At 63.9% G+C, this 26,025-nt stretch carries 22 protein-coding genes; 19 read left to right on the forward strand and 3 right to left on the reverse strand.

What is annotated here, in order from left to right; genetic code table 11:
• Positions 1-96 precede the first annotated feature (96 nt).
• From VJ923_RS05655 to VJ923_RS05670, 4 genes are all read left to right on the forward strand, one after another.
• Positions 97-369, forward strand: coding sequence for a hypothetical protein (locus tag VJ923_RS05655; RefSeq protein ID WP_326439424.1), 273 nt, complete (start codon positions 97-99; stop codon positions 367-369).
• A 139-nt stretch (positions 370-508) separates the two neighbouring features.
• Entirely contained in the window at positions 509-1,990 is a 1,482-nt protein-coding gene (locus tag VJ923_RS05660; RefSeq protein ID WP_326439425.1) for a cytosine permease, read from the forward strand.
• 59 nt (positions 1,991-2,049) lie between these two features.
• The gene (locus VJ923_RS05665) at positions 2,050-3,321 is read left to right on the forward strand and encodes an ATP-binding protein (protein WP_326439426.1); all 1,272 of its coding nucleotides are present in this window, start codon (positions 2,050-2,052) and stop codon (positions 3,319-3,321) included.
• Positions 3,322-3,730: 409 nt separating this feature from the next.
• Entirely contained in the window at positions 3,731-4,009 is a 279-nt protein-coding gene (locus tag VJ923_RS05670; RefSeq protein ID WP_326439428.1) for a hypothetical protein, read from the forward strand.
• On the opposite strand, the gene VJ923_RS05675 is transcribed toward VJ923_RS05670, so the two are convergent.
• Both VJ923_RS05675 and VJ923_RS05680 read right to left on the reverse strand, forming a co-directional pair.
• A complete protein-coding gene (locus tag VJ923_RS05675; protein ID WP_326439430.1) occupies positions 3,968-4,522 on the reverse strand; it encodes a flavin reductase family protein in 555 nt (184 codons plus the stop codon). The two genes, VJ923_RS05670 and VJ923_RS05675, sit on opposite strands and share 42 nt — an antisense overlap.
• Before the next feature lie 24 nt (positions 4,523-4,546).
• A complete protein-coding gene (locus VJ923_RS05680) occupies positions 4,547-4,987 on the reverse strand; it encodes a PadR family transcriptional regulator (RefSeq protein ID WP_326439432.1) in 441 nt (146 codons plus the stop codon).
• A gap of 476 nt (positions 4,988-5,463) precedes the next feature.
• On the opposite strand from VJ923_RS05680, the gene VJ923_RS05685 reads away from it, so the two are divergent.
• From VJ923_RS05685 to VJ923_RS05735, 11 genes are all read left to right on the forward strand, one after another.
• Positions 5,464-8,346, forward strand: coding sequence for a molybdopterin-dependent oxidoreductase (locus VJ923_RS05685; RefSeq protein WP_326439434.1), 2,883 nt, complete (start codon positions 5,464-5,466; stop codon positions 8,344-8,346).
• Between the two features lie 3 nt (positions 8,347-8,349).
• Positions 8,350-8,931 (forward strand): 4Fe-4S dicluster domain-containing protein, encoded by a 582-nt coding sequence (locus VJ923_RS05690; RefSeq protein WP_326439435.1) that lies wholly within the window; start codon positions 8,350-8,352, stop codon positions 8,929-8,931.
• On the forward strand, positions 8,928-9,908 hold the full coding sequence (nrfD, locus tag VJ923_RS05695) for an NrfD/PsrC family molybdoenzyme membrane anchor subunit (RefSeq protein ID WP_326439437.1): 981 nt from the start codon (positions 8,928-8,930) through the stop codon (positions 9,906-9,908). The genes VJ923_RS05690 and nrfD overlap by 4 nt, the downstream gene beginning before the upstream one ends.
• Positions 9,909-9,985: 77 nt before the next feature.
• Positions 9,986-10,924: a (Fe-S)-binding protein gene (locus VJ923_RS05700; RefSeq protein ID WP_326439439.1), complete on the forward strand. Its 939-nt coding sequence runs from the start codon at positions 9,986-9,988 to the stop codon at positions 10,922-10,924.
• Complete coding sequence (locus VJ923_RS05705) at positions 10,921-13,158, forward strand: molybdopterin-containing oxidoreductase family protein (RefSeq protein WP_326439441.1); 2,238 nt, start codon at positions 10,921-10,923, stop codon at positions 13,156-13,158. The genes VJ923_RS05700 and VJ923_RS05705 overlap by 4 nt, the downstream gene beginning before the upstream one ends.
• 16 nt (positions 13,159-13,174) lie before the next feature.
• The gene (locus VJ923_RS05710; RefSeq protein WP_326439443.1) at positions 13,175-14,035 is read left to right on the forward strand and encodes a TIGR04282 family arsenosugar biosynthesis glycosyltransferase; all 861 of its coding nucleotides are present in this window, start codon (positions 13,175-13,177) and stop codon (positions 14,033-14,035) included.
• Positions 14,036-14,041: 6 nt separating this feature from the next.
• Positions 14,042-15,367, forward strand: coding sequence for a radical SAM protein (locus tag VJ923_RS05715; protein WP_326439445.1), 1,326 nt, complete (start codon positions 14,042-14,044; stop codon positions 15,365-15,367).
• Positions 15,367-16,401, forward strand: coding sequence for a DUF169 domain-containing protein (locus tag VJ923_RS05720; RefSeq protein ID WP_326439447.1), 1,035 nt, complete (start codon positions 15,367-15,369; stop codon positions 16,399-16,401). Before VJ923_RS05715 ends, VJ923_RS05720 begins: the two co-directional genes overlap by 1 nt.
• A 9-nt stretch (positions 16,402-16,410) precedes the next feature.
• Complete coding sequence (locus VJ923_RS05725) at positions 16,411-16,845, forward strand: GNAT family N-acetyltransferase (protein ID WP_326439449.1); 435 nt, start codon at positions 16,411-16,413, stop codon at positions 16,843-16,845.
• On the forward strand, positions 16,842-18,074 hold the full coding sequence (locus VJ923_RS05730) for a (Fe-S)-binding protein (protein ID WP_326439452.1): 1,233 nt from the start codon (positions 16,842-16,844) through the stop codon (positions 18,072-18,074). Before VJ923_RS05725 ends, VJ923_RS05730 begins: the two co-directional genes overlap by 4 nt.
• Positions 18,075-18,408: 334 nt before the next feature.
• Positions 18,409-19,647: an MFS transporter gene (locus VJ923_RS05735; protein WP_326439454.1), complete on the forward strand. Its 1,239-nt coding sequence runs from the start codon at positions 18,409-18,411 to the stop codon at positions 19,645-19,647.
• Between the two features lie 14 nt (positions 19,648-19,661).
• On the opposite strand, the gene VJ923_RS05740 is transcribed toward VJ923_RS05735, so the two are convergent.
• Positions 19,662-21,203 (reverse strand): helix-turn-helix transcriptional regulator, encoded by a 1,542-nt coding sequence (locus VJ923_RS05740; RefSeq protein WP_326439456.1) that lies wholly within the window; start codon positions 21,201-21,203, stop codon positions 19,662-19,664.
• A 221-nt stretch (positions 21,204-21,424) separates the two neighbouring features.
• Between VJ923_RS05740 and VJ923_RS05745 the strand changes: the two genes are divergently transcribed.
• The 4 genes from VJ923_RS05745 (at position 21,425) to VJ923_RS05760 (ending at position 25,968) form a co-directional block, all read left to right on the forward strand.
• The gene (locus VJ923_RS05745; RefSeq protein WP_326439458.1) at positions 21,425-21,661 is read left to right on the forward strand and encodes a hypothetical protein; all 237 of its coding nucleotides are present in this window, start codon (positions 21,425-21,427) and stop codon (positions 21,659-21,661) included.
• Between the two features lie 47 nt (positions 21,662-21,708).
• Complete coding sequence (locus VJ923_RS05750; protein ID WP_326439460.1) at positions 21,709-24,021, forward strand: molybdopterin-dependent oxidoreductase; 2,313 nt, start codon at positions 21,709-21,711, stop codon at positions 24,019-24,021.
• Positions 24,022-24,054: 33 nt separating this feature from the next.
• Entirely contained in the window at positions 24,055-24,393 is a 339-nt protein-coding gene (locus VJ923_RS05755; protein ID WP_326439462.1) for a 4Fe-4S dicluster domain-containing protein, read from the forward strand.
• Between the two features lie 69 nt (positions 24,394-24,462).
• Positions 24,463-25,968 carry an MFS transporter gene (locus tag VJ923_RS05760; RefSeq protein ID WP_326439464.1) on the forward strand — a complete coding sequence of 502 codons (1,506 nt, stop codon included), beginning with the start codon at positions 24,463-24,465 and terminating at the stop codon, positions 25,966-25,968.
• Positions 25,969-26,025: the final 57 nt, after the last annotated feature.

The raw sequence follows: 26,025 nt of genomic DNA on the forward strand, positions 1-26,025 counted from the left end.
CTGCCCCCCGCCACCGATTTGCGCCTGCCTTATCAGGCGTTCGGATAGAAATGTGCCGCAAAAGCGGCGCGACCGTTCGACGAAAAGGAGACCACCATGTGCTTCAGACCAGCCAGCGCGGCCGCCTCGGGTCCGGCCGAGTGCCCCGAGTGCCACAAGACCATCGAGGCCGTTGACGGCATCGAGCTTAAGAGCTGCCCGTTCTGCGGCTGCGATTTCACGCCTTATCTGAACGGCAGCAAGCCCGTACCGGGCGCTCCCGCGGCCCCGGCCGCCCCCGGCGCCCCTGCGGCTCCCGGTGCCCCGAAGCCGCCTTCGGCCCCGGCGGCCCCCAAGGCCCCCGGCGCCCCGAAGCCGCCGAGTGCCTAGGGACCAGCGCCTAACGCGCATGTAAGGAGAGCTGGGACATGTGCCCAGCTCCCTTCCCGAAGGCCCCACGCCTTGCGAGGGGTGGGGGGCCTTCGGGAAGGGATCATCCGTCGATTGTTCGAGAAGGGGGCAGGTGCCGATGGGTGTCAACGAGGAGAAGGCCAAGGGAAAGCCGACGACCGACGTGGCGAAGCGCTCGAGGGGACGCGCGCCGTCGGAAGGGGAGGGCTCCCCGAAGAAGAAGGGGTCGGCGACAGCCCAAGTGTCGCTGTTCGAACGCGTTCCGCAATCGGAGCGTCTCGCCTGGCCGGATATCGCGGCCATTCTCTCCGGTGTCGTATCTAGCCTCTCCAAGCTCATGGGCGGCGGCATCGTGGCCTTTTACGCCGGCTGCCAGATGGGCGGCGTCACCGTGGCCATCACCTTTGCGCTCTCGTTCGTGCTCACCTGGCTCGTAGGGCGCATCTGCTTTCGCGAGGGTTTGCCCAACAACGTGGTGTCCCGCTACCTCATCTTCGGAAAGAAGGGCTCGGCGGCAGGCTCGATCATCTGGATCTTCGTGCTCGTGGGCGTGCTCGCCGTGGGCACCGTGCAGCTCGGCAACGCCATCCTGTTCGCCTTCGGGTGGGAGGGGGAGTGGGCGCGCTGGGCGCTGTTCATTGGCATCTCGTGCGTGTGGGTGCTCATGGCGCTGTTCGGCACCAAGATCATCGCGCGCATGAACGCCGTCTTCGTCATCGCCTTGTTCTGCGTCATGGGATACGTGGTCTATCTCATTGCCGCGGAAGGGCAGCTTGTCGACGCGGCCACCCACGGCATCCTCATCCCCGGCGTGCAGCCTTTGGAGGGATTTGCCTACTCGGTGAACTACGCCATCATGACGAGCGGCCTTTTGGCCCTGTTCGCGGCCGACTTCACCCGTTTTGCCCGCAAGGAGCGCGATTTGGTGCCCATCTCGCTCACGGGAAGCCTCTTTGCCATCGTCACCTATCTCTTCGGCGCGCTCATCGTCTACTACGGCTTCGACAAGTCCGTGGAGTACTTCAGCGCCCAGGGCATGGACCCGACGCTGGCTGCCAACGCGGCGGTCACGAACCCCGGCGTGTCGCTCGTGCTCGCTGCGGGCGGGGTGGGCCTTGCCATCATCTGCCTGTCGCAGATGAAGGTGGAGACCTCGAATTCCATCGGGGGCGCGAACGCGGTGTCGAACCTCGTGCACGCGCTCACGGGGCGCTCCATTCCCTGGGTCGCCGCCGTTGTGGGCGCCAACGCCATTGGGCTTGCCTTCATCTTGGGCAACATCCTCGACCAGGTGAACGCGTTCATGAGCTACGGTTCCATCCTTACCTCGTCGTGGTGCGTGCTGCTCATTACCGACTACTATATCGTGCGCGGCAAGATGGGCATCGGGGAGCAGGAGATCGACATGGCCAAGCCCGAGAAGGCGGTGCACTGGCGCGGCGTGGGCACTATCGCTGTGGTCACCGTCATCGGCAGCGTGCTGTACGCCACGAACCTCGTGGCCGTGCCCTTCCTCGTCGTGGCCCCGCTCACCATGGTCGCCTACATTGCCGTCAGCTGGATTCTGCGCGACAAGGTCCGCGCCGACGTGATCGGGTAGGGGGTTCGATGTACTTGTCTCGATGACTTTTCTCATTTAGAATGAGAAATTGTTTAATCATGAACGAAATTCTCAGTCTGGATGAAAATATGATTCAAAGACCAGTATATTTGGAGCGACTTACCTCGTTGCAAGATGTTGATACGGTTGTTGTGATAACCGGTGTGCGTCGTTGTGGAAAGTCGACCCTGCTAAGAATGTACGAAGCGTGGCTTCTTGAACAAGGTATTGCTTCCGAACAGATTATTTCCATCAACTTTGAAAGCATGATGTTTGACGAGATGAGGGACCCCGTTTGTCTTCACCGCTATATTGAAGAGAGGATTGACCGCCAGGCGTTCGACCAGTTCTATCTTCTCGTAGATGAAGCGCAAGAGATTGAGGAGTGGGCGCGGGCGATCAATAGCCTGCGAACCTCCTTCCCGCTCAAGATATGTGTCACCGGTTCTAACTCTCGACTCTTTGCGGGGGAGGGTGCCACGTATCTTTCGGGACGATATGTCGAGTTGAAAATGTATCCACTTTCTTTATGTGAGTTCGAGCGCTTTCGGGCGGTGTATCCCTCGTCCGATCTCTTTCCCAGCGAGACTTTGTATCTCGAATCTGACGAGAGCATTTTCAATGCCTTTATGACGGATGGGTCGTTTCCTGCTGTTGCCTTGGCAAAGAGCCCCGAGGTCGTCGATGCCCTCTTGAGCGGTATCGTGGACTCGGTCGTGACGAGAGACGTCATGCAGCGTGGAGGAATCGAGAACAGCTCGATGTTCAGGAGGGTCGCCCAGTTTCTGCTCGACAACATCGGCTCGGAGGTCTCGGCGCATAAGGTTTCTTCAACCCTCAAATCCTCTGGCTATTCCATTACGGCCAACACCGTTGACAGATACATCAACCTTATGTGCGACGCTTTTGTTTTGTATCGCTGCTCTCGTTACGATATAAGAGGACGCGAGCGATTGCGGACCAATCCAAAGTATTACGTTGTCGATCCTGGTTTGAGGAATGCTTTTCTGGGAACGCGACCCCGCGATTACGGGCATGTTCTAGAGAACCTTGTGTTCATTGAATTGCTGCGGCGTGGATACGAGGTGACGGTTGGCAGAATAGACGGAAAAGAGATCGACTTCATTGCCGTGAATCATAAGGGTAAGGTTTATGTGCAAGTGAGTCAGTCCCTCATCGATGAAGGCGTGCGTCAGAGGGAATTCGCACCGTTGCTGGACGTAAGGGATGCTTATCCGAAGTACGTGCTCAGCCTGGACCCGATGGATTATTCGCATGATGGCATTATTCATATGTCCTTGAGGGAGTTTCTTAAGGGGAGTCCTCTGTAAGGGCGTTTCTTCCAAAGCGTTACACTGGGTATAACTTTTTGAACGGAGCGCGCGTATGGCTGACGAACAGGTGAAACGAGAAGAACTTATTCGGCAGATTGCGAGTCTGCCGATGGGCTCTCTGACGAAGAAGACTGTCAAGGGGCGTGAGTCCTGGTATCTTCGCGTGTAAGAGGACGGGAAGCGACGCGAGCTTTACGTTCCTCGCGATGAAGTAGAGGGCCTCAGAGAGCAAATCGATCTTCGCGAGCGTCTTGAGCAAGAGCTCGCCGAAGTCGGGCAGCGGGAGGCGCCTTTTCGTGCGGAGGCCTTCAAAGGTTCTGTCCTCGTCGGGGAGGAGCTTCGTGAGTTTGCAGCCTCGGTTGCAAGCTTTAAGAAGCGTGCCCTCTACGGAAAGCTCCGTGCTTTCTTGGAGAGGAAGCCCCACGATAAGGTGGTGGTGTTCGACCCTAATGCGGCGCACTGCGAGATATACGAGATAAAGCATAGCGCGAAGGCCACGCCCCAGCAGTACCGCTTCCTTGTGGAAGACGGGAAGTGCGCCCAGACCGAGCACCGCTTCGGTCCCATTGTGGCCAAGCGCGTGCTGTATCGCGGCACGTCCTTCAAAGAAGGCGAAGTAGAGTACGTGAACGTGGAAGAGTACCTAAAAAATTTGCTTGGCACAGGCGAAGGTAGAGTGCTCTAGGCACAGGAGGGTCGGCTCGGTGTCGAGGCGGCCCTCTTCGGTTTCGGCCAGGCGCGTGGCGGCCTTGGTGATTTCCAGGATAAAAAGGCGGTGGTCGCCGGCTTCGGTGATGGATTGAACGCGCGCTTCCATGACGCTGGGGGCGTTTCGAGGATAGGGGAGCGGGCTTTCCCCCTCTGTCCAGGCGCAGGGGAAGCCCGCGCTCTTGTCGGTGGTGCGGCCGGAGCGCGATCCGCACCACAGTACGGCCTTGGCAGCATCGGCGTCCACGGTGGAGAGCGTGCAGGCGCCGGCCTGCTCAAGCGTCTCGCAGGTAAAAGAAGTTGGCTTCAAGCCCAGGGTTACCAGGGGTGGGTCGTAGGAGAGCGGCGCGCAGAAAGCGGCCGGGGCGAAGTTGGCCCGACCGTCGCGGGCAGTGCCGATAACCATGATCGGACGCGGCCCCAAGGCCGTGGCGATGGCGCGGCCCTCTAGGGGGCGAAGCGCTCCGTCAGTATTCTCTGCGATGCCCATAGAATGTCGTTGCAGCCTTTGCGGCTACTCGTCGTGTCCCAGGCAGATGGGCTTGGCCGGCACGGGAATGGCGAGCGCCGCTGAGGCCTCCTCGCGCAGCTCCTGGATGGTGGCCATGTAGCAGGCCAGCGCGTCGATCCAGCGGCGCAGGGCGGCGCGGCCCTCGGAGGTGAGGGAGAACAGGCGCTTGGCGGCACCGGATGAGGGCGTGTCCCACTCGGAGGAGACGAAGCCCGCTTCCTCCATCTTCTTCAGGGTGCGGTAGATGCCCGCCGGGTCCGGCTTCTTACCGCCGAACATGGGGGAGGCGGCCGCCTTCTGCACGATGACGTAGCCGTGCAAGGGCTCTTTGGACTCGGCCAGCACGGTGAGGATGGTGGGCTGCGACATGCGCGAGAGGGACTTGCCCAACTCGGCGCACTGCTTCAGGTCGTCATCGGATTTCGGGTTGCACGCATGCCACATAAGGCAGCCTCCTGGACTCTCTCAAATTTTGCACTGTTGCAATAATAGACTATGTCAAACATTTTGCCATGAGAAATTTGCGAGAGCTCTCGTGCAGCTCGGTTACGCGGCAGAAATTACTTCCCTGGAAGTTCACTTATGGCAGTAAATACTTGACTAGGTCAAATAATTCACCGCAATCGAAAGACTCAGTCAAAGAGTATGAGCAGGTAGAGCGAGAAAGCCCTCCGATCTCATACCGCACGTCCTATTTTCGCGAACGGTCACGTTGTTAAGCTGGACTTTCCGCCGTTGGCAACTATAAGACCCTGTCTAACATTGATTACGTCTAGTATCTGTCATAGATATGGTCTACTATATGTATGAGGCTTTTGGTAGACCAGTGCGCGGCGGAGGGTGCCGGCCAAGGCGTCCGATGAGCCGCATGAAGCCCGCGTGGGCGGGCCCAAGGAAAGAGAGAGAAGAGGAGAGTGCCCATGGGGAACGAGATTGACATCCACGCCCCCGGCGTTGAGATGCGCAAGTCGCTGTGCTATTTCTGCCACGCGAACTGCGGCGTCCTCGCCTACGTGAAAGACGGGGAGGTGATTAAGATCGAGGGCGATCCGAACTACTCGAACCAAGGCGGCCTGTGCTGCCGCGGCAACAGCGCCCTTTTGCATCTGAATCACCCGGCCCGTATCAACCACGCGCTCAAGCGCGTGGGCAAGAAGGGCGAGGGCAAGTGGGAGAAGATTCCCTACGACCAGGCCATCGCCGAGGTGGCCGAGCGCCTGAACCAGATCAAGGAAGAGTCCGGCGCCGAGGCCGTGGCCACGGCCGGCGGCACGACGCGCACCGACGACTGGGCGCGCCGCCGCTTCATGAACCAGTTCGGCAGCCCCAACGGCTTCCACAACGCGCTTCTGTGCTGGATCCCCACGTTTATGGCCGAAACCTGCGTGGCCGGTTGGTCGCCCTTCGAGACCGACTTGGGCCAGGCCAAGGTCGTCATGCTGTGGGGCATGAACCCCGGCGCCTCGTCGCTCGGTGCCATGCGCGGCTATACCGATTTGCAGAAGAACGGCATGAAGATCATCGTGGTGGACCCGCGCTACTCCGAGACGGCCTCCAAGGCCGATCTGTGGCTGCCGCTGCGCCCCGGCTCCGACTCGGCGCTGGCGCTGGCCATGCTGCGCACCATCATCTACGAGGGCCTGTACGACTTCGCCTTTGTGCGCGACTGGTGCCAGGATTTCGAGGAGCTGCGCGAGCACGTGCGCGACTACACCCCCGAGTGGGCAGCGCCGCTTACCTGGCTCACCCCGGACCAGATTCGCACGGCGGCCCGCATGTACGCCGGCAACAAGCCCGGCTGCATCCAGTGGGGCTGCACCTGGGACCAGCTGGGCACCGCCTCAACCACGACGAGCCTCACGCTCGCCCTCATGCGTGCCATCTGCGGCAACTTGGATGTGCCCGGCGGCGACGGCATGCCCGGCCCTGCTCTGAACTTCCTCACCGACGAGGAGATGGAGGCCAACGAGTGTCTGCCCGAGGAGCAGAAGGCCAAGCAGATCGGCTCCGACAAGTTCAAGCTCACGAGCTGGCCCGGCTACACGCTCATCTCCGATAACGCGAAGCGCACCTGGGGCAAGACGCTTCCGGCCGAGTGGTTCTGCGAGGCCCACGGCCCCAGCGTCTTCAAGGCCATCATCACCGGCGACCCCTACCAGATTCGCGGCCTTATCGTGAACGCCACCAACCCGGTGAACTCCTACGGCGACGCGAAGATGACGCTGGAGGCCCTGAAGAAGGTGGAGTTCCTCGTCACCGTGGAGTACTGGATGACCCCCACGGCCCTGCTTTCCGACTACGTGTTCCCGGCCGCCGGTGCCCTGGAGCGCCCGACCATCGTGACCCACTACGGCGCCACGGACTCGTTCCTCGGCGGCAAGCGCGCCATCCAGCCGCTCTACGACCGCCACACCGACATGACCTTCTGGCGCAAGCTCGGCCTGGCCTGCGGCCAGGACCCGGATATGTGGCCCTGGGAGACCGAGGAGGAGGCCTACTACCACATCCTCAAGCCGCTGGGCCTTGCCATCAGCTGCTACAACGACTTCGTCGACAACTACCGCATGTACTACCCGCCGCTGCACCAGAACAAGTACGTGGCCAACGGCGGCTTCTGGACGCCCTCGGGCAAGGTGGAGTGCAACTCCTCTATCCTGCGCGAGCTGGGCTATGCGGGCATGCCCACCTACATTGGCTGCTCCGAGAACGAGATCGACGATCCGGAGGTGGCGGAGAAGTACCCCATCGTGCTCACCACAGGCGGCGGATTTATGCCGTATCACCACTCCGAGCACTTCCAGATGCCCTCCATCCGCTATCTGTACCCCGATCCCTATTACACGCTGAACCCGGAGCTGGCCGAGAAGCTCGGCATCGCCGAGGGCGACTGGTGCTGGATCGAGACGCGCCGCGGCCGCATCAAGATGCGCGCCAACGTGAGCCCGGAGATCCATCCCAATGTGGTGTACTGCCCCCGCGGCTGGTGGTTCCCCGAGCGCGACGGCTCGGCCGATCTGGACAACCCCTTCGGCTGCCTTGAGTCGAACACCAACGTGCTCACCTCCGTGGACGACTGGGACTGCGACCCCATGGGCGGCTCCTGGGCCAACCGCGGCCTGCTCTGCCGCGTGTACAAGTGCACCGAGCTCGACCACGACTACAAGCCCGCCGACGCCCAATGGTCCATCCCCGGTGATTCGGCCGAGCCCGGCGTCACCGTCATGCCGTCGGAGCAGCATCTGGCCCGCGAGAAGGTGCCCTTCGAGGCCCCCGAGATGGAGCCGGCTCCCGAGGGCTACTACCGCGTGTGGCAGAACGGCCAGCTCTACCAGGCCGGCACCCACTTCCGTCTGGACGAGTCCGGCTGGCTCGTGAACCCGCGCACCAAGGGCTACCACGACGCCTACACCGGCTGGCGCTACGATCCCGAGCTCGAGCTGCTCGTCGACGACGAGAGCGGCAAGTACTACGACATGGCCCGCGAAGAGGTCACCTTCGTTGCCGGCGTGCGCTGCTATCCGGGCCAGGACGCGCCCTATGAGGTGCCCGAGCAGCTGACGTGGAACAGGGAGGCGGGCTATGCGCAGCTGGGCGATAAGCCCTACGTGTACGACCCGGCCTCCGGCTGGCTGCTCGATCCCGATACCGGCGCCTACCACGAGGCCTACTACGGCTGGCTCTACGATGGAGCCACCGGGCAGCTCGTGGCCGACGACGGTGCGCGCTATACCATGGAGTACAGTCCCGTTGAGGCGGAAGAGGCCCAGGCCGCATCTGCCGCCGATGAAGAGGAAGGAGCCTAAGCTATGACCCGTTACGTCATGGTCGTCGACCAGAGCCGTTGCATCGGCTGCCAGTCGTGCACCGTCGCGTGCCGCACGTGGAACGATCTTCCTCTCGACATCATCTACAACCCCGTGGTGTCCGAGGGCACGAAGGGCACTTTCCCCGACGTGTACCGCACCTGGACGCCCACCCAGTGCATGCACTGCGCCAACCCCGAGTGCGTGCCGTGCTGTCCCACCGGCGCCAGCCAGCAGGACGACGACGGCACCGTCTGGGTCGATTACGAGAAGTGCATGGGCTGCAAGGTGTGCGTGAACGCCTGCCCCTACGGCATGCGCGATGTGTCCCATATGGTGCCCCGCTTCGACCAGTACGTGCGCAAGTGCACGTTCTGCCGCAGCCGCCGCGCCGCCGACCCCGCCGCCGAGCCCTACTGCGTGGCCACCTGCCACCAGCGCGCCCGCATCTTCGGCGATATCGACGATCCCGAGAGCGAGGTGTCGAAGCTCATCAACACCAACTATACCGAGCGCATTTTCACCGAGCTCGGCACCGACCCGCAGATCTACTACATTCCCGAGATGGGAGGTGGTGCGCGATGAAGCATCATTACTGGGAGGCCCCCATTGTCATCTACCTGTTCTTGGGCGGCCTGGGCGGCGGCATCTTCTTCTTGTCCGCCCTGTTCGATCTGATCATCACCCCGGGCGCGGGCCCGCTGTTCTTCGCGCCGGTGTTCTTCGCCCTGGCGGCGCTGGCCTTAGGTTGCTTCTTCCTCGTCTTCGAGCTGGGGCAGCCGCCGGTGTTCTGGCGCGTGTTCACCACCAAGACCGCCATCATCAAGTGGGGCGCGGTGCTGCTGTCCGTGGCCATGATCTTCGGCTTCGTGTGGTGGGCAAGCTACCTGTACGTGCTCGGCTGGGAATGGACCTTCGGTCTGGCGGTCGCCCTTGAGGGCATCCGCCCGATCATGCTCGGCATCGCCGGTATCGCCGGCTTCGGCATCATGGTCTACACCGGCGTCATGCTCTCCACGCTGAAGGCCCACGCCTTCTGGGCCACGCCGGCGCTCCCGGTGCTGTTCACCGTCTCGGCGCTCTCCACCGCCTGCGCGGCTATCGCGCTGTCGTTGGGAGGGGCTGTGGACGTGAACCTTATCGGCGCGGTGGTGGCCGAGCTCATCCACGAGATCGTGCACGTGGTGGACATCGTGCTCGTCGTGGCCGAGATCACGGTGCTGCTCATCATGGTCTTGAGCTTCTACGGCGCGGGCAATGTGACGGCCCAGGCCGTGGCGAAGCGCTGGGTGCGCGGCAAGACGGCCCCCCTGTTCTGGGGCGGCATGATCTTCGGCGGCCTGGTTCTGCCCCTTCTGCTCTACATCCTGGCGGCGGGTTCTGCCGGCTCCGAGATTCTGGCGCCCATCCTGGTGCTCTGCGGCGGTCTGCTGCTGCGCTACCTGTGCGTCTACTCCGACGAGCGCGCCCCCATCCCCGGCGAGGAGCGCTTCTACGAGCGCCTTCCCAAGAAGGACGCGGCGTTTCTTACGGCCTGGACAAAGGGCAAGAACCTGTACTAGGCTTGACTTGACACGACGGACGGGGCGCAAAGCCGAGCGCGGCGCCCCGCCCCGCACAACGAAAGGGGGCTTCGGCCATGGACGAGATCCGGATAACCGACGCGCTGACCGGCGCCGTTATCGCCGTGGCCCCCGATGGCAACACGGCGCGCGTATCCGAGGGGGAAGACCGGCACCTGTCCCCGTCGGTCTTCTTCCCCGGATGCTCGCTGCTGAACTACGCCCCGGCGCTCGTCTCCGTTCTGGCGGACTTCCTCGCGCAGGCGGGGGTCGCGGACGGCACCTCGCTTCTGTGCTGCGGCAAGATCCTCGATTTCGAGGAGGACGGCGCTGTCCGGCGCGCCGCCGCAGACGAGGCCCTGCGCACCGCGGTGGCCGCAGCGGGCGTCGAGCGCATCGTGGCCGCGTGCCCGAACTGCGCCGCCGCTTTGAAGCGCGCCCTTTCGGGAGGGGAGGGCGCGCCGGCGGTTGAGGTGGCGCCGCTGCCCCGGGTGCTGGCCGAGATGGGCTGCCGTATCGATGAGGATGTCGTGGCCCGCGTGCTTGAGGCCAAGAGACGCGCCGCCGACGGCGAGATGCGCCTGTGGGTGCACGATTCCTGTCCCGACCGCGATGGCTACGGCTTCGGAAGGGGCGTGCGCGCCCTGCTGCCGGATTCCCTGCTTATCGAAGAGAACCTGATGCCCTCGTCCCGCTGCTGCGGATCTGCGGCTCGGGCGGCCGGCCGCTTCGAGGCGGCGCTCGCCCAAGGGGCCCGGCGCGGCGACGAGGCGGCCTCCCACGGTGCGAGCGCCCTGGTGACGGCCTGCATGAGCTGCGCGCCCTCGCTCGCTTTGGCCCAGGAGGCGCTGCCGGTGGTTCACTACTTGGAATTCATCTGCGACTATCCCATGGACTGGCGCGCGTCTGCCCGCCCTATGGCCCTGCGCTTTCTCTTGGAAGACGAGGGCGAGAGGGCAAGGTGCGACGGCCGGGCCTTCATGAGCCTGTCCCCGTGCGCGGGAGGTGCCCTGTGAGCTGCATCGAGGAGCGTCCGAGCAACTGCCAGTACTGCGGCTACGACTGCGCCGTCATCGCCACGGTGGAGGACGGCCGCGTGACGAAGCTTCGCCCCGACCCCGCGCGCTACCCCTACGGCGCCTCGGTCATGGCCTCCTGCAAGCGCTGGCCCATGAACGTGGAGGCCCTCGATGCCCCCGACCGCATCAACTTCCCGCTGCGCCGCAAAGGCGAGCGGGGGAGCGGCCAGTGGGAGCGCGTGAGCTGGGACGAGGCCTTAGACGACATCGCGGCGCGCTTGGCCGATCTGGCCGCCGAGCACGGGCCTGCCACCCTGGCGAGCGCCATCGGCGGCCCCCACTGCTCCTTTTGGCCCCTGCATAGGTTCATGAACCGCTTCGGCTCTCCCAACAACATGGGCATCGGGCAGATCTGCTGGAATCCGCGCATCTGGATGGACATGGTCACCTTCGGCTGGACTGTGGAGGCCGACATCGTGGCCGGCCTCACCGAGTGCCTCTTCATCTGGGGCACGAACCCGGCCCATTCCGACAACTCCGCCTTCTGGGCCCATATCCAGGCTTATGCCGCCGGCGCGGGGTCGCTCGTGGTGGTGGACCCGCGCAAGACCGAGGCGGCCGAGATCGCCGACGTGTGGCTGCCGGTACGCCCGGGAACCGACGCGGTGCTGGCCTTGGGCCTTCTGAACGTGATCATCGACGAAGGGCTTACCGACGACGATTTCATGGAAGCCTGGTGTCACGGCTTCGACGAGCTGGCCCGTGCCGTGGCCCCCTGGACCCCTGAGGAGGTCGCCCAGGTGTGCGGCGTTCCCGCGGAGGATATCCGCCGCGCCGCGCGACTGTTCGGGCGCGCCCGGGCGGCGGCCATCGTGTCGGGCCGCGGCATCGACCAGCTGGGTCGCGCCGTGCCCCACATCCACCGGGGCATCTGCTGTCTGCGCGCCGTCACGGGCAACGTGGACGTGCCGGGCAGCTGCCTTCTGGCCGAGGCGCCGGACTTCGTGAGCGAGCTTGTCATGGAGCAGAGCGACGAGGTGGCCGAAGGGTGCTGGGAGGCCTCGCTCAACCGCGGGCGCACGCCGCTTCAGAGCTTCGACGGCTACGATGCCCTGCGCGCGCTCACCGAGAAGCTCGGGCGCACGCCGCCCATGCGCTATCTCACCTCGGCTCTGCCCGACTACGTGCTCACCGCCATGGAGACCGGCGAGCCCTATCCGGTGCGCGCCCTTATCGTGAACGCCACCAACCCGCTGCTCACCTACGGCGACTCGCTGCGGGTACGCCGGGCTTTGGAAGGGCTCGATCTGCTCGTGGTGCTCGAGTACCACATGACGCCCACGGCGGCTCTGGCCGACTACGTGCTGCCCGCGGCCGGAGCCCTCGAGCGCCCGGTGCTGCAGGTGCACGGCGGCGTGGCCAACGCGGCCTACGGCGGACCCGCTGCGGTGGCGCCCCTTTACGAACGCAAGCGCGACTACGACGTGTTCCGCGAGCTGGGCCTGCGCCTGGGCCAAGAGGACGCGTGGCCCGAGGAGACTTTGGAAGAGGCCTTCGCCGCGAGCCTGGCGCCCACGGGCCTTTCCTGGGAGGAGTTCTGCGCCACGGGCCTGTACTGGCCCGCGCCCACGCCGCGCAAGCACGAGCAGCTTGGGCGTGACGGCGCGCCCCGGGGGTTTGCCACCACGACGGGCAAGATCGAGCTCGCAAGCGAGCTTCTTCCTCGCTTCGGCGGCCCGCGCGTGCCCGAGCCGGTGCTCGCCGGGCGCCTGGGTGAGGAGGCGCCCGGGGCGGGGGAGCGGCTCATCTTGGTGACGGGAGCCCGCCGCCAGCCCTATAATGCCTCGATGTACTTCGAGAACCCGCGCTTCCGCGCCCAGTGCCCGGCGCCGCAGGCCACGGTGAGCCCTGCCACGGCGGCGCGCCTCGGGCTTGTCGCGGGCGAGGCGGTGGAACTTGAGACCGTGGCCGGCACGGCGCGCTTTTTGCTGGACATCGCCCCCATGCGCGACGATACGGTGAGCGCCGACTACGGTTGGTGGCGTCCCGAGGACGACCCGGCCGCGCCGCACTTCGGCGCCATGGAGGAGTCCAACGCAAACCTGCTCACGGTGTGCGCCAAAGACGAGCCGCTCATCGGCACCTGGAGCTACAACGCGATTCCCTGCCGCTTGAGGCCCTATGCGGGGCGTCTCGGCTGGCAAGACGATACGGATACGACAAGTCTTTGAGAAAGGACGGGATCTCATGACCCAACGCAAATGCGCCCTGCTCATCTTCAGCAAGCCGCCCCTGCCCGGTCTCGTGAAGACGCGGCTGACCCATGAGCACGGCGGCATCCTGAGCCCGGAGCAGGCCGCGGAGTTCTTCCGCCGGAGCCTGTACGACGTGAGCGAGCTTGCCATGCACGCGCTCATCGAGCTGCAGCAGGAAAACGACGCGCTCGTAGCCGCCGACCCTAAGGCCGACGCCATCATCTACGACTTTTTCGTGTCCACCACGCCTGCCGAGAACGTCGAGCGCATGCGCGAGACGTTCGAGGCCATCGGCCCGTGGCCTTTGGAGGTGCACTACCTCACCGATGCCGGCGCCACCTTCGACGACCACTTCGACGACGCCTTCTCGCAGCTGTTCGCCCTGGGCTACGACACGGTGGTCTCGGTGGGAGGCGATATTCCCACCCTGCCCAAGAGCCACATCACCCAGGCCTTCCAGTGGCTGAACTACTTCCGTTCTCTGGGCACGCCGGGTTTCGTGCAGGCGCCCTGCCAGGAGTGCGGCACCTCCCTTGTGGGCTGGTGCGCCGAGACGCCCATGGACAACCAGGGCGTCTACTACAACGTGAACGGCCGCGCGGCGCTCGATGCCTACGTGGAGAAGCTGAAGGAGGCCGGCGTCCCTTCGGCCTACCTGCCCCCGGTGGCCGATGTGGACGAGGCCAACGACTTGGCCCACGCCATCTCCTGCCTGCGCGCCATCGAGATGGCCGCTCCGCACCAGGGCCTGTTCGTGCCCCGACGCGTGCTCGACTGGATCAACTTCATGGGATTCAAGGTGACCACGCCCCCCAATGAGAATCACGACCCGCGTCAGTACATCGACAAGTAGGACGTTATGGAACAGAAGCTGATGGAAAAGACGCTGGCGCTGTGTCCGGAGTGCCTCGCGCCTTTGCCGGCGATTATCTCGGAGGACGTTGAGGGCGTCGTGTGGATGGAGCGCACCTGCCCCGAGCACGGCGAGGTGCGCACGCGCATCTGGCCCGATGCCGCGCACTACCGCTGGCTGCAGTCGCTGGCGCTGCCCAAGACGGCGCCGAAGCCCAACTGCCCTGCCGGCGCGCCCTGTCCTGCCGGCTGCGGCACCTGCGCCCGCCACGAGCGGCGCGGCACGCTTTTGGAAATCGAGGTCACCCGCGCCTGCAACCTGCACTGCCCGGTGTGCTTCATGAGCGCTGACGACCCTACGGGCGACCCGACGCTGGAGGAGATCGGCGCCATGTACGACGTCATCGCCCGCGCCGTGGGCACCGACGGGGCCGTGCAGCTCACCGGCGGCGAGCCCACCTGCCGCGCCGATCTGCCCCAGATTATCCGCATGGGGCGCGAGAAGGGCTTCTGGGGCATCGAGGTGAACACCAACGGCCTGGTCATCGCGAGCCGCCCAGGATATCTGGAGCGTCTCGTGGAAGCGGGGCTCACCGGCGTGTACCTGTCCTTCGACGGGCTGACCGGCGAGGTGTACGAGGCCACCTGCGGCCGCGACATCCTGGACGTGAAGCTGCGCGCCATCGAGCGGTGCCGCGAGGCGGGAATCCAGGTGGTGCTCTCTGTGGCCGTGGTGTCCGGCTCCAACGACGGGCAGCTCGGCGACCTTCTGCGCTTCTGCCTTGATAACGCCGATGTGGTGGCGGGGCTCGCCCTGCAGCCGGCCTTCACCTCCGGTCGCTTCGAGGCCGAGCGGGAAAGCGCCCTTACGGCGGGGGACGTCATCTTCAAGATGGCCGAGCAGTCCGACGGGCTTCTGGATGCGGAGGACTTCTGGCCGCTGGGGTGCTCCAACCCGCTGTGCGACACGGGCACCTTCCTCGTGCGCGACCGCCGCGAGCCGGCCGAGCGCTACCATGCCACGGGCTTCTATCCGGCCACGAAATCGCTCACCTTCGACGATTACCGCGCCGCCTACAATGCCGACAGCCCCCAGGGCTCGGTCATCCCCGACATCCTGGCCTCCCGCGGCGTGCCCGTGCACGACGGGCTTTCCATCATCGTGATGAACTACATGGACGCCAACACCATGGACATCCAGCGGCTGCGCGAGTGCTCCATGATGGTGACCACCCCCGACGGGCGGGCCATCCCGTTCTGCTCGTACCATTTGACCGACGGAGCCGGGCGGCGCGTGTACGCCCCCTGGTGCAAAGAGGAGCTGAGAGACTAATGGCCGAGAGAATCGCCCTTCACGAAGGGGCTATGGAAGTGATGGAGGCGGCCCAGTTCGCCGACACGAGCGCCGTGAGCCACCATGTGCGCTTCGACGACGCCCTGTGCACCGGGTGCGGTTTGTGCGCGGCGTTCTGCCCCATGGAGGTCATCGCCATGGAGGACGGGCGCCCCGTGGCCGCCGCCGAGGAGGCGTGCTGGGGCTGCGAGACCTGCTCGGGCCAGTGCCCGACCCACGCCATCCGCATCGAGGCCACGGCCCAGGCCGCAGCGTCCGACGACGAACCGGTGGCCCCGCCGCTGGATGAACAGACGCGCGAGCGCTACCAGGAGTGGGCGGCCGTGCTGCGCGAGGTGCTCGGGCTGCGCTGGCACCCCGTGGCCATCTCGCTCATCAAGGCCGGCGAGCCTCTGCCCGACGTGCCCTTGCCCGAAGAGCGCCTGCGCTACTGCCAGGCGCTTATGGCGGCCCGCCGCGGCCGCGCGCTCATGATGCCGGTGAACCGCCACGCCTGTCCCGACGGCACGTCCATCCTGGGGCTCGCGCCCATTCCGGCGAAGCTCGCCTCGGGCGAGCTCTACATCCTGTTCCACAAGCTGGATTCGGTGGAGGCGGCCCGTCGCATGGTGGCCGAGCGCCCGAGCCTGCCGTCGCGCTCGGTGCGCGCCACGGTGACCTGTCCTTTGGACGACCCGCGCTGCGAAGCCGAGGTGGTGGCCGTCATCGGCACGCCGGAGCAGATGATGTGGCTTTCCATGGCCACGTCCTACTACACCGGACATCGCCACGACTTCCACGCCTCGGGCTACAACGCCCAGTGCGTCGAGACCACGCTCATCCCCATGACCTCCGGCGAGATCAACATCTCCTTCGGCTGCTACGGCTGCCGCGCCTCGTCGGATGTGGACGACACCCTCATGATGATGGGCATTCCCGTCTCGCTCATGGACGACGTGGTCAAGGGCCTGCGCGAGCTGGGACGCCGCGCCATTCCGCAGTCCCGCGACAAGGTGTACCTGCCGCCGTTCTAGGAGGAATCTGTGACACGCGCCCCCTTCACCATTCGCAACGGTCGCGAAGACGACTTGCCCTACTTAAACGCCTACGCCTTTGCCGAGGGCATGGATTCGCTGCCCTCGGCGGAGGCTGTGCGGGTCGCCGTCAACGACGAGGACGTGCCCGTGGGCTTTCTGCGCATCCGCCGCGGCGATGACGGCGTGGCCCATGTGAACCCCGTGGTCACCTGCGCCACCTGGCGCGGCTGGGGCGTGGGGCGGGCCTTGGTGGAAGAGGCGCTCGAGCGCTTCGGCGAGCTGCGCCTGGTGGCCCGAGGGGAATCAATTCCGTTCTATCGCGCGTTGGGTTTTCAGGAGCTTGGCTGGGACGACATCGCCTCTCCGATTGCCTCGGAATGCGACGGCTGCGAAATGTATGGGGAGTGCCAACCGCTTCCCATGGGAAGGAGGTTGCCGTGAGCTGGTATTCTGCCTACGAAACTGTCTCCTCGGCGGCGGCCCGATGCCGCCGCTGCGGCGTGTGCACGCCTCGCTGCGAGGTGCTGCAGCCGGAAGGGGAGGTCCTCACCGTGGGCGGCCTCGCCGCCGCTTTCGCAAAGGCGGGCGATTCCGAGGGCGTGGCCGCGCTCGCTGCCGAGCGCCCCGATCTCGTCTTCGCCGTGCGTCGCTGCTGCATGGACGGATCCTGCACGCTGGCGTGCCCCGATGCCATCGAGGCACGGCCGGTGTTCGCGGCCCTGCGCGAGCTTCTGTCCCTGGCAGGCGTTACCGGCATGGACGGCTTCACCATGACCCAGGTCGATCGCGAGTGGCACATCTTCTCGGCCTACCGCGCCGTCTACGGCATCTACTACACCGACCTGCCCTTGTTGGGGAGCGCCCGCGAATGGGGCGCCGACACGCTGTTCTTCCCCGGTTGCACCCTGGCAAGCTATGCTCCCGAGCTCACTCGCGAGGTGCTTGCGTGGCTGAAGGGGCAGAGGATGGACGTGGCCCTTTCGGTGGACTGCTGCGGCAGCCCGCTGCGCTCGGGCGGATTCGCCGACCGCTGCGATACCTTCAAGCGCTCCCTGGTCGACAGGGCCCTTGGGGCCGGCATCAAGCGGGTTGTCTTCGTGTGCCCCGGCTGCCGTGACGAGTGGGAGAGCGCTCCCGGCTCCGAAGCGCTGGAGCTCATCGCGCTGCCGGAGCTTTTGGCCGCATCCGGCACGAAGCCGCGGCCCGAGAAGCTGGCGGCCTTGGCTGGGAGCGAGACGCCGGTGCTCACGATGTTCGATTCCTGCCACGACCGCGACGGGCGCTTCGGCGATCCGCTGCGCCGCATCTTCTCGGGATGCGACTGCGTCGAGTGCGCCCACCACGGCGCTGACGCCATCTGCTGCGGCGCTGCCGGCGCGGTGTCCTTGGTCGATGCCGCCATCTGCAATCGCCGCGCCCGCCGCGTGCTCGACGAGGAACCGCGTAAGGCTGGAGCTAACCTCGTGGTGGCCAACTGCCCCACCTGCGCCTACACCTTCGCTGCCACGCGCCGCGCGGATGCGGCCGTCACGACGGTCGAGGGCCCGGCATTCTGCCAGTATCTCGACTTACTCTTCGAAGCCGGTTTCGATTGGCCGCAGGTGTTCGGCCAGCTGGAATCCATGTGGTCCGGCGAGTACGGCCCCTGGCTCGCCCAGGAGCTGCTCTAAGCCGCGCAGGGACTTAGACGCAACCCCTTGAAAAGGAGAAGGCCGGGAACTCGCGTTCCCGGCCTTTGTGCTTCAGACAAGTCGTATTATACGTCACTGCCAACTAGTAGACAATATCAAATAGTAGATTAATTCGAAAATTATTCCTCCGATACTATCCTAACAAAAGAATAATATGAGCAGACCCCTCATCAGGGGAAAGGAAGGGCTCATACTGACGGTATCAGACGAGAAGAATACTTTGAGCCTCAAGACGTGTGGGGATTGTTCGGCCATCATGGTAGGTGCATCGCGCGGGGCAGGGAGCCCGCGAGGTGCGGTAAAGTAATGGACAATGGCCGTTATGGGGGTAGCAACGGTGAGGAATCTGCTCGATTGCCTGAGGTCCTATTTCAATATCCGCTACGCGATTCTGCTCGTGCCGATATGCGGCTTCGCCGTCTACGACAGCGTCTTTCAGGCTTTCTCGTCCATTCTTGCCGTGCTCAGGGATTCCTATCCCGATGTACCCGTGACGGTTATCCAGATGATTGTCGCCCTGCCTCCCATGGTCAGCGTCCCCGGCACGTTGCTTGCGGGCGTTCTCGCGGCTTATATCCGCAAGAAGTATCTGGCGGAGTTCGCCCTCGCCATCATCTTCATCGGCGGCATGATCCCCGTGGTGGTTCCCCAGCCGCCCCTTGAGGCCATGTTCCTTTGCAGCGGCCTGGTCGGCCTGGGCCAGGGCTTTCTGCATCCTCTGGCCAATGCGATCATTTGCCAGCGCTGGAGCGACAACGACGAGCGCAGCCGCGTCCTCGGCTTCAAGCAGGCCTTCAACTACATCGGCGAGGTGGTTGTCATCCTCTGCATCGGCTTTCTCGCCCTCGGCCGGTGGAGCAACGCCTTCCTTATTTATCTCGGCATCATCCCTATCCTCGTGATGACCCACAAGTACCTGCCCGCCGGCGAGCTCGACCGCAAGTTCATCGATCGGTCCCACCGCTCCCAGGGTTTGCACGATCTTACGCGACCCAAGGTGATCTACCTGTTCGCTCTGTTCTTCACGGCATCGCTTTTTCTGTACGGCTACTACACCAACATCGCCCTGCATGTTCAGGGGGCCTCGCTTGGCACCCCGGCGGACGTATCGGTGGCGACTTGCACCATCAGCGTCGTCTCCCTGGTCGTAGGCGTGTTCTACGGTGCTCTGTCGCGCAAGCTCGGGCGCTTCACCCTTACCTTCGGTTTTGCCGTTCTGGCTTTGGGCATGGTGGTGGCTTCCTTGGGCGAAAGCCTTGTAGTCATCCTGCTCGGCGGCGTGCTCATTGGCGTGGGTGTTGGCATTCAGCAGATCAGCACCATCTACTACATCTCCCGCGCGGTCAGCAGCCATTCGGTGACGCTGGCGGTGTCGGTGGTATTGGCCTGCGTGGCTTTGGGGTCATCGCTTTCGCCTTTGGTTCTCAACGGCATCGAGTTCGCCCTTCTGGGCGCGGCGAGCCCATCGGCGGGTCTTTTGGTGGCCGGTGTGGGATTTGCCGTTCTCACCTTGATTGAGGGCGGCCAGTCTTCTCTGTGCCGCGCTGAGTAACAGCATTTGCGGAGCTACCAGTCGAAGCGGCCCTCTCCGGCGTTGCCGGAATCCTCCACGATATCGATGAGTTCCTGCTGTGAGTGGATCTCCATCTTCTGGTAAATGTGATAGGTGTGGGTCTTGATGGTTCGTTCGGCCACGAACAGCTGGTCGGCGATGTATTTCGCGTTGCGCCCGCGGGCCAGATAGGAGAGGATCTCCGCCTCGCGGGGCGTTAAGTCGAAGTCTTGCGCCGCACGCAGACAGCGGCTCTTGAACCGATGGCCGGCGATTTCCGGCGAAACCTCCGTTGCCGCGCTCTGCAGGGCCGCCTCCTCTTCCAATGCGTGGAGCGCCTCGGCCTCGGCGGCCTCCTGCTCGGCGGCTTGGCGGTCGGCGAGCATCTCGTCGGGTTTGGCGCTGATGGCGATGTGCAGGCACACGAGAACTACGAGCAGGGTCGCCACGTAGGGCTCGGCCCCGTGTCCGACCGATGAGAGCAGAAAGGCCGCCAGGCTCCAGCCCAGGGCCTGTCCCGCGACGATGTAGAGGCGCCCCCTCGAGTAGCAGTAGGACGGCGAGACGGAGAGCAGGTTGCCGCGCAGCGACAGCGAGGTGTGGTTCACGAAGTCGAAGAGATAGGCGACGATGAACAGCACTATGGCCACAACGCTCACCACCGGCGACTTCGAATAGCTCATGACCACAAGACAGCCCACGATGACGGGTAGAAACACCAGCTGCCCGCGAGACAGCGAGAGCGCCTCGGCCTTGAAGCGCTGCAGAAGCGCGAAGAGCACGGCCGAGCCGATGAACCCGGCGCCCACCAGGATGAGCGGCATGCTGTCGCGTAGCACGCCGATGAGAATGAGGCCCGAGGAGAAGCCGACGAGCATGCCGTCCACGAGCATGCTGAAGGACCCGCGCGGAGAAAAGCTGCTGCGGTTGCGCATCCACTGCTCGTCTTGGGTGTCCATGGGCGCGCTCGTATGGGTCGGCGCCGCCATAAGCAGAAGGCAGGAGGCGGCCATGGTGATGACGAGTACGGCTAGGGCCGGCCAATGGCTGAGCAGCATCATGCCCGAGAGAAGACAGGCCGCCGCGGCGTAGGACCAAAAGGAGATCTTCGAGGCGTAGGATTCCTCCAGGTTGCTCTTCGCATCGACCCAAGAGCAAGTGAGCAGGGCCCGCGCGCAGCCCCAGACGACCCAGCCGATGGCGAACAGGGCCAGAGGGGGAACTGCCCCTGTCGCCATCTCGAAGGCCACGAGCGCCGGCACGATAAGCTGGGCGAGGGTGCAGCCGGCCTTGAGACCCCGTGCGCGCACCAAACGATCAAGCCCGCGCATGCGGCGCGTGAGCGCGAAATAGGTGAGAGCGGCGCAGAGGAGGGAGAGCGCGCGCAGAAGGCAGAAGACGACCGGTCCGGAGGTGGACTCGGTGACAAGGACCGGACTGTAAAGACAGATGAGCTGCGAGGTGATGAATAACGTGTAGCCGAGCATGCCGCGCATGGTCTTCTCGGTGAAAGCGCCTTCGGTCACGGGGGTGGAGCCAGTAATACTTTGAGTCATAGGAACCCTTCTTTATCCTGGTCATAGCTGTGTTAAGGCGACGTCATCCCAATCATACCCAACGGCAGATGTGCGCCGGAGATGATAGTGGGACACTGCGCTTCGTCAAGAACCCTTCGCGACCGGAGAAAACGCGAAAGGACATAGACGAGACGGCTGAGAGGGGGACTGACCACACGCCGTGAGGTTGGAAAGTGAAGTTCATTGTAAAGGAGGCTTCGATGGCTAATCAAGAGTTGCTCGACAAATACAAGCCGACTCTCGAGATGTTCGAGACCAAGGAGGCGTATCTGCTTGACGGAGATCTGTACATCCGTCATGAGTTCCGCGATCCGGCAGAGCTTCAAACGCGCATGACCTACCACAAGGTGGGGGAGGACAACGTCGTGTCCGACGACAACCTCATCATGCTCGGCGTCTGGGCCCGTGCTCAGAAGCAGGGCGAGCGCGTCAAGTAGCACGCGGCGCCGAGAAGAAGAGATAAGGTTTCTGGAAGGAGTTTTGCATGAGAGATTGCTTTAATCCTGAGGTCTACAAAAAGGATTGGCAGTACCAGGAGGGCGATCTGACGGTCACCCGCAGCACCCAGTGGTCCGCCCCTGGCTGCCACCAGGGCTGCAGCATTCTGTTCTACACCGACAAGGACGGTAAGCTCGTCAAGGTCGAGGGCGATCCGAACTCGCCGGTGACCGACGGCCGTCTGTGCATGCGCTGTCTGGCCATGGTCGAGGCCGTGTATCATCCCGACCGCATCCTGCACCCCATGAAGCGCGACCGCGACGACCGCGGCAAGGACAAGTGGGTGCAGATCACTATGGACGAGGCCTACGAGCTGTGCGCCGAAATGGTCAAGGATACCACTGAGAAGTACGGCGCCAAGTCCATCTGCACCGGTGCCGGCACGGGCCGCAACGCCACCTGGCAGTCCAACGTGCTCGGCCAGGGCGCTTTCGGCACCCCCAACGACAACTGCGGCATGCTCGCCGGCAACTGCTGCTACACCCCTCGCATGCAGGGCATGAACGCCGTGCTCGGCGATACCTTCATCGCCGACTGCGGCCAGCTCAACGAGGCCCGCTTCGATCATCCGGAGTACCGTCGTCCCGACCTCATCCTCATCTGGGGCAACAATCCGCTGCGCGCCAACGCCGACGGTTTCTACGGCCACTGGATCATCGACTGCATGCGCCGCGGATCGAAGCTGTTCGTGGTCGACCCGCAGGTGACGTGGCTGGCGGCCCATGCCGAGCAGTACATCCAGGTGCGCCCCGGCACCGATGCCGCCCTGGCTTTGGCCATCGGCCACGTGATGATCGAGGAGGAGCTCTACGACAAGGAGTTCATCGACCTGTGGTGCTACGGCTTCGACGAGTACAAGGAGCGCGTGGCCGACTGGACGCCCGAGCGCGCCGCCGAGATCTGCTGGTGCGACCCGGAGGACATCTACGCGGCCGCCCGCCTCATCGGCACCGCCGGCGTCACCACGCTTCAGTGGGGCGTTGCCTTCGACCAGAACAAGGAGGCCAACGGCACCGCTCACTCCGTCGTGCTGCTCCAGGCTATGACCGGCAATATCGACAACCCCGGCGGCTTTGTCGGCATCAACTTCGGCTACGTGCAGTCCGACATCCGCGAGAATGTCGCCAAGGGCCTGCCGAAGGTGCGCGAGGGACGTTTGGGCGACGATGGCAACTGGGGCCTCATGAACGCCAAGGGCAAGGGCGGCCACGCCATCCCCGAGGCTATTCTGGATGCCTGCGAGACCGGCGAGCCCTATCCCGTTAAGATGCTGTTCATGTGCTCCACCACGGCGTTCACGAACATGGCCGGCCAGGCCCGCCGCATCTACAACGCCTTCAAGGAGATGGACCATGTCGTCATCTGCGATCTGTTCATGACGCCGACGGCCATGGCCATCGGCGACCTGTTCATCCCCATGGCCATGGGCTGCGAGCGCAACGGCGTCCGCGGCTGGTACACCCCGCTGCGCGCCATCACCAAGGTCACCCAGACCGGCGAGGCCATCGGCGACGAGCAGATGATGCTCGAGCTGGGCAAGAAGATGAACCCCGACCTGTTCTACTGGGACGACGTGCCGGAGATGCTGGAGTTCTGCACGAACAACATGGCCACCGTGCCGATTCAGATCACCTTCAGCGAGCTGCGCGAGAAGGTCATCGTCTACCCCGAGTTCACCTACTACAAGTACAAGACCGGCAAGCTCCGCTTCGACGGCCAGCCCGGCTTCAACACGCTGTCCGGTCGCATCGAGTTCTTCTGCAACATGTACAACAATGTTGGCATGGACCCGCTGCCCTACTTCAAGGAGCCGCCGGAGAGCCCGGTCTCCACGCCGGAGCTGTTCGCCGAGTTCCCGCTCGTCATGACCACCGGCCGCCGCTGCTGGGAGTACTTCCACTCCGAGCATCGCCAGCTGCACACCATGCGCGAGTTCCACAAGTGGCCGATGTTCGCCATCCATCCGGACGACGCCGAGGCCGCTGGCATCAAGGAAGGCGACTGGGCCGTCATCGAGAATTCCCACGGCAAGGCCATCGAGGTCGCTCACGTCACCGACACGATGCTCAAGGGCGTCATCAGCGCCGAGCACGGCTGGTGGTTCCCGGAGCGTCCGGCCGAGGAGCCCTCGCTCTTTGGTCTGTGGGAGTCCAACATCAACTGCTGCACTGTGCAGGGCGACTTCGGTCCCAGCGGCTACGGTTCTTCGTACAAGACCCAGTTGGCCAAGGTTTACCCGGCCCCCGAGGGCTACGGCGCTGAGTTCGAGAAGCTCTACGAAGCCCACAACGCCCGCTAGGAACCGTCCTCTTACTGAAAGGAGATCAAGGACATGACGCAACAGGGTCTTTTGATCGATTACGAATTCTGCACCGGCTGCCATGCCTGCGAGGTGGCTTGCAAGGTGGAGAAGGGTCTCGCCGAGGGTGAGTTCGGCATCAAGCTCACCGAGATCGGCCCGTGGAAGCTCGACGGGTCCAAGAAGTGGGAGTGGGACTTCGTGCCCATGCCCACCCAGCGCTGCGATCTGTGTCACGACCGCACCGAGGCCGGCAAGGTGCCCGCCTGCGTGCATCACTGCCAGTCGCTGGTGATGGAGTACGGCCCGGTGGAGGAGTTGGCCAAAAAGGCCACCAAGTCCCGCGTGGTCATCTTCACCGTCGAGGCTTAGGGCGACGTCTAGCCGGGTGCCCTCACGGGGGCGCCCGGCCCTATACGATTCAATTTCTAAGGGGAAAATATGAGTGAGAAGCTCTCTGCTCTAGGGGATAAGGCGGTTGCCGTCGTTCACAACAACGTCAGCCAGGCTTTGGGCCTGATCTATGGCCTGGGTATGCTCACGTGGACGGCGTTCAACCAGATGAACAGCGTCTACTGGGCATACTTTCTGACCGAGATCTGCGGCCTGGAGTCGTCGGTCATGGGCACGGTGAAGGCCATCACCGGCGTCGGCGAGTGGTTCTTCGTGATCATAGCCGCCATTATCATCGAGCGCGTGTGGCTCAAGCACGGCCAGTACCGCAGCTGGCTTCTGGTCGCGCCTCCGGCGACGTTCGTCTGTCTGATGATGACCTTCGTCGACCCTGCCTTCTTGGACATGGGCGCCAAGACCGCTTGGATGATCTTCTTCCAGATCCTCGGCGGCTTCTTCGCCAGCTTCTTCATGATTGCCGCCACGTCCATCGTGCCGGTCATCAGCCACACCGAGGCCGACCGCACGCTGCTCTCGCAGCGCAAGGCCCAGGGCAACATGATCGTGAAGGTGCTCTTCGCCGCCATTTCGCTGCCTGTGATCCTCGCTCTCAACAGTCTGATCTACCGCGTGCCCGCCGGTGAGAACGCCCAGAACGCCGGTCCTGCCGGCTTCACGATTCTCGCTCTGGCCTTCGGCATCATCATGATCGTGATGTTCATCGTCATGTACAAGAAGATCGACGGTATGGATCCGACGCAGAAGCTGTGCGAGGAGCGCGCCGAGGCCAAGAAGCTCGGCAAAGAGGTGCCGCCGATTCCGCAGGGCGACAAGGTGAATCTGGGTGAGATGCTCAAGTACTGGCTGACTAATCTGCCGGCCATCGTGGGCTTGTTCGCCGAGATTTTCCGCTTCATCGCCCAGATGACCATCCAGTCCATGGCGCTCTATGTGTTCACCTATGCGTTCGGCGATGTGGCCATGGCCGCGGTCATGCTGACGGCCGCCAACATCGTGGGCCTGGTGGCGACCTTCGTCTCCGAGCCCATTGCCAAGAAGCTCGGCATCCGCACCACCTATCTCATCGGCATCGGCATCTCTGCCGTCTCCATGATCGCCTGCTACTTCGTGGGCGCATCGGGCCCTATGGCCTTCACGGTGTGCATCTGCGCCGCCTTCTTCGGCATGAACTTCATGAACGGCACCATGATGGGCATGCAGGCCAACGCCATCAGCTACGGCGAGTGGCGCGACGGCAAGACCGCCAAGGCCTTCATTATGTCCACCTTCCAGTGGTGCCCGAAGATCGGCAACGCCGTTGCCGGTCTGCTGACGGGCTTCGGCCTTGCGGCCATCGGCTTTGTCTCCGGCATGGATCCCACGCCTGAGCTGGCCCAGGGCATGATAAACATCATCTGCCTGATTCCGGCCGTTACCTTCGTCATCGCCTTTGTCGCCTTCTTCTTCGGCTATCGCCTCGATTCCAAGAAGATGGCCCAGATCGCGGCCGACTTGGAGGCTCGTCGCGAGAAGGGGGACATCCTCCCCGGCTAGTGGTATTGAGCGGTCCGGCGCTTTTCGTGCCGCACTGTTTCGATAGGGCGCTTTGCG

It is taken from the genome of Adlercreutzia shanghongiae (assembly GCF_035830635.1).
GTDB lineage: Bacteria > Actinomycetota > Coriobacteriia > Coriobacteriales > Eggerthellaceae > Adlercreutzia > Adlercreutzia shanghongiae.

What these genes read in the sequence shown, in the direction of transcription:
- VJ923_RS05655 (WP_326439424.1), top strand. Translation starts at nt 97, where the DNA reads ATGTGCTTCAGACCAGCCAGCGCGGCCGCCTCGGGTCCGGCCGAGTGC.
- VJ923_RS05660 (WP_326439425.1), top strand. Translation starts at nt 509, where the DNA reads ATGGGTGTCAACGAGGAGAAGGCCAAGGGAAAGCCGACGACCGACGTG.
- VJ923_RS05665 (WP_326439426.1), top strand. Translation starts at nt 2,050, where the DNA reads ATGAACGAAATTCTCAGTCTGGATGAAAATATGATTCAAAGACCAGTA.
- VJ923_RS05675 (WP_326439430.1), bottom strand. Translation starts at nt 4,522, where the DNA reads ATGGGCATCGCAGAGAATACTGACGGAGCGCTTCGCCCCCTAGAGGGC.
- VJ923_RS05680 (WP_326439432.1), bottom strand. Translation starts at nt 4,987, where the DNA reads ATGTGGCATGCGTGCAACCCGAAATCCGATGACGACCTGAAGCAGTGC.
- VJ923_RS05685 (WP_326439434.1), top strand. Translation starts at nt 5,464, where the DNA reads ATGGGGAACGAGATTGACATCCACGCCCCCGGCGTTGAGATGCGCAAG.
- VJ923_RS05690 (WP_326439435.1), top strand. Translation starts at nt 8,350, where the DNA reads ATGACCCGTTACGTCATGGTCGTCGACCAGAGCCGTTGCATCGGCTGC.
- nrfD (WP_326439437.1), top strand. Translation starts at nt 8,928, where the DNA reads ATGAAGCATCATTACTGGGAGGCCCCCATTGTCATCTACCTGTTCTTG.
- VJ923_RS05700 (WP_326439439.1), top strand. Translation starts at nt 9,986, where the DNA reads ATGGACGAGATCCGGATAACCGACGCGCTGACCGGCGCCGTTATCGCC.
- VJ923_RS05710 (WP_326439443.1), top strand. Translation starts at nt 13,175, where the DNA reads ATGACCCAACGCAAATGCGCCCTGCTCATCTTCAGCAAGCCGCCCCTG.
- VJ923_RS05715 (WP_326439445.1), top strand. Translation starts at nt 14,042, where the DNA reads ATGGAACAGAAGCTGATGGAAAAGACGCTGGCGCTGTGTCCGGAGTGC.
- VJ923_RS05720 (WP_326439447.1), top strand. Translation starts at nt 15,367, where the DNA reads ATGGCCGAGAGAATCGCCCTTCACGAAGGGGCTATGGAAGTGATGGAG.
- VJ923_RS05735 (WP_326439454.1), top strand. Translation starts at nt 18,409, where the DNA reads ATGGCCGTTATGGGGGTAGCAACGGTGAGGAATCTGCTCGATTGCCTG.
- VJ923_RS05740 (WP_326439456.1), bottom strand. Translation starts at nt 21,203, where the DNA reads ATGACTCAAAGTATTACTGGCTCCACCCCCGTGACCGAAGGCGCTTTC.
- VJ923_RS05745 (WP_326439458.1), top strand. Translation starts at nt 21,425, where the DNA reads ATGGCTAATCAAGAGTTGCTCGACAAATACAAGCCGACTCTCGAGATG.
- VJ923_RS05750 (WP_326439460.1), top strand. Translation starts at nt 21,709, where the DNA reads ATGAGAGATTGCTTTAATCCTGAGGTCTACAAAAAGGATTGGCAGTAC.
- VJ923_RS05755 (WP_326439462.1), top strand. Translation starts at nt 24,055, where the DNA reads ATGACGCAACAGGGTCTTTTGATCGATTACGAATTCTGCACCGGCTGC.
- VJ923_RS05760 (WP_326439464.1), top strand. Translation starts at nt 24,463, where the DNA reads ATGAGTGAGAAGCTCTCTGCTCTAGGGGATAAGGCGGTTGCCGTCGTT.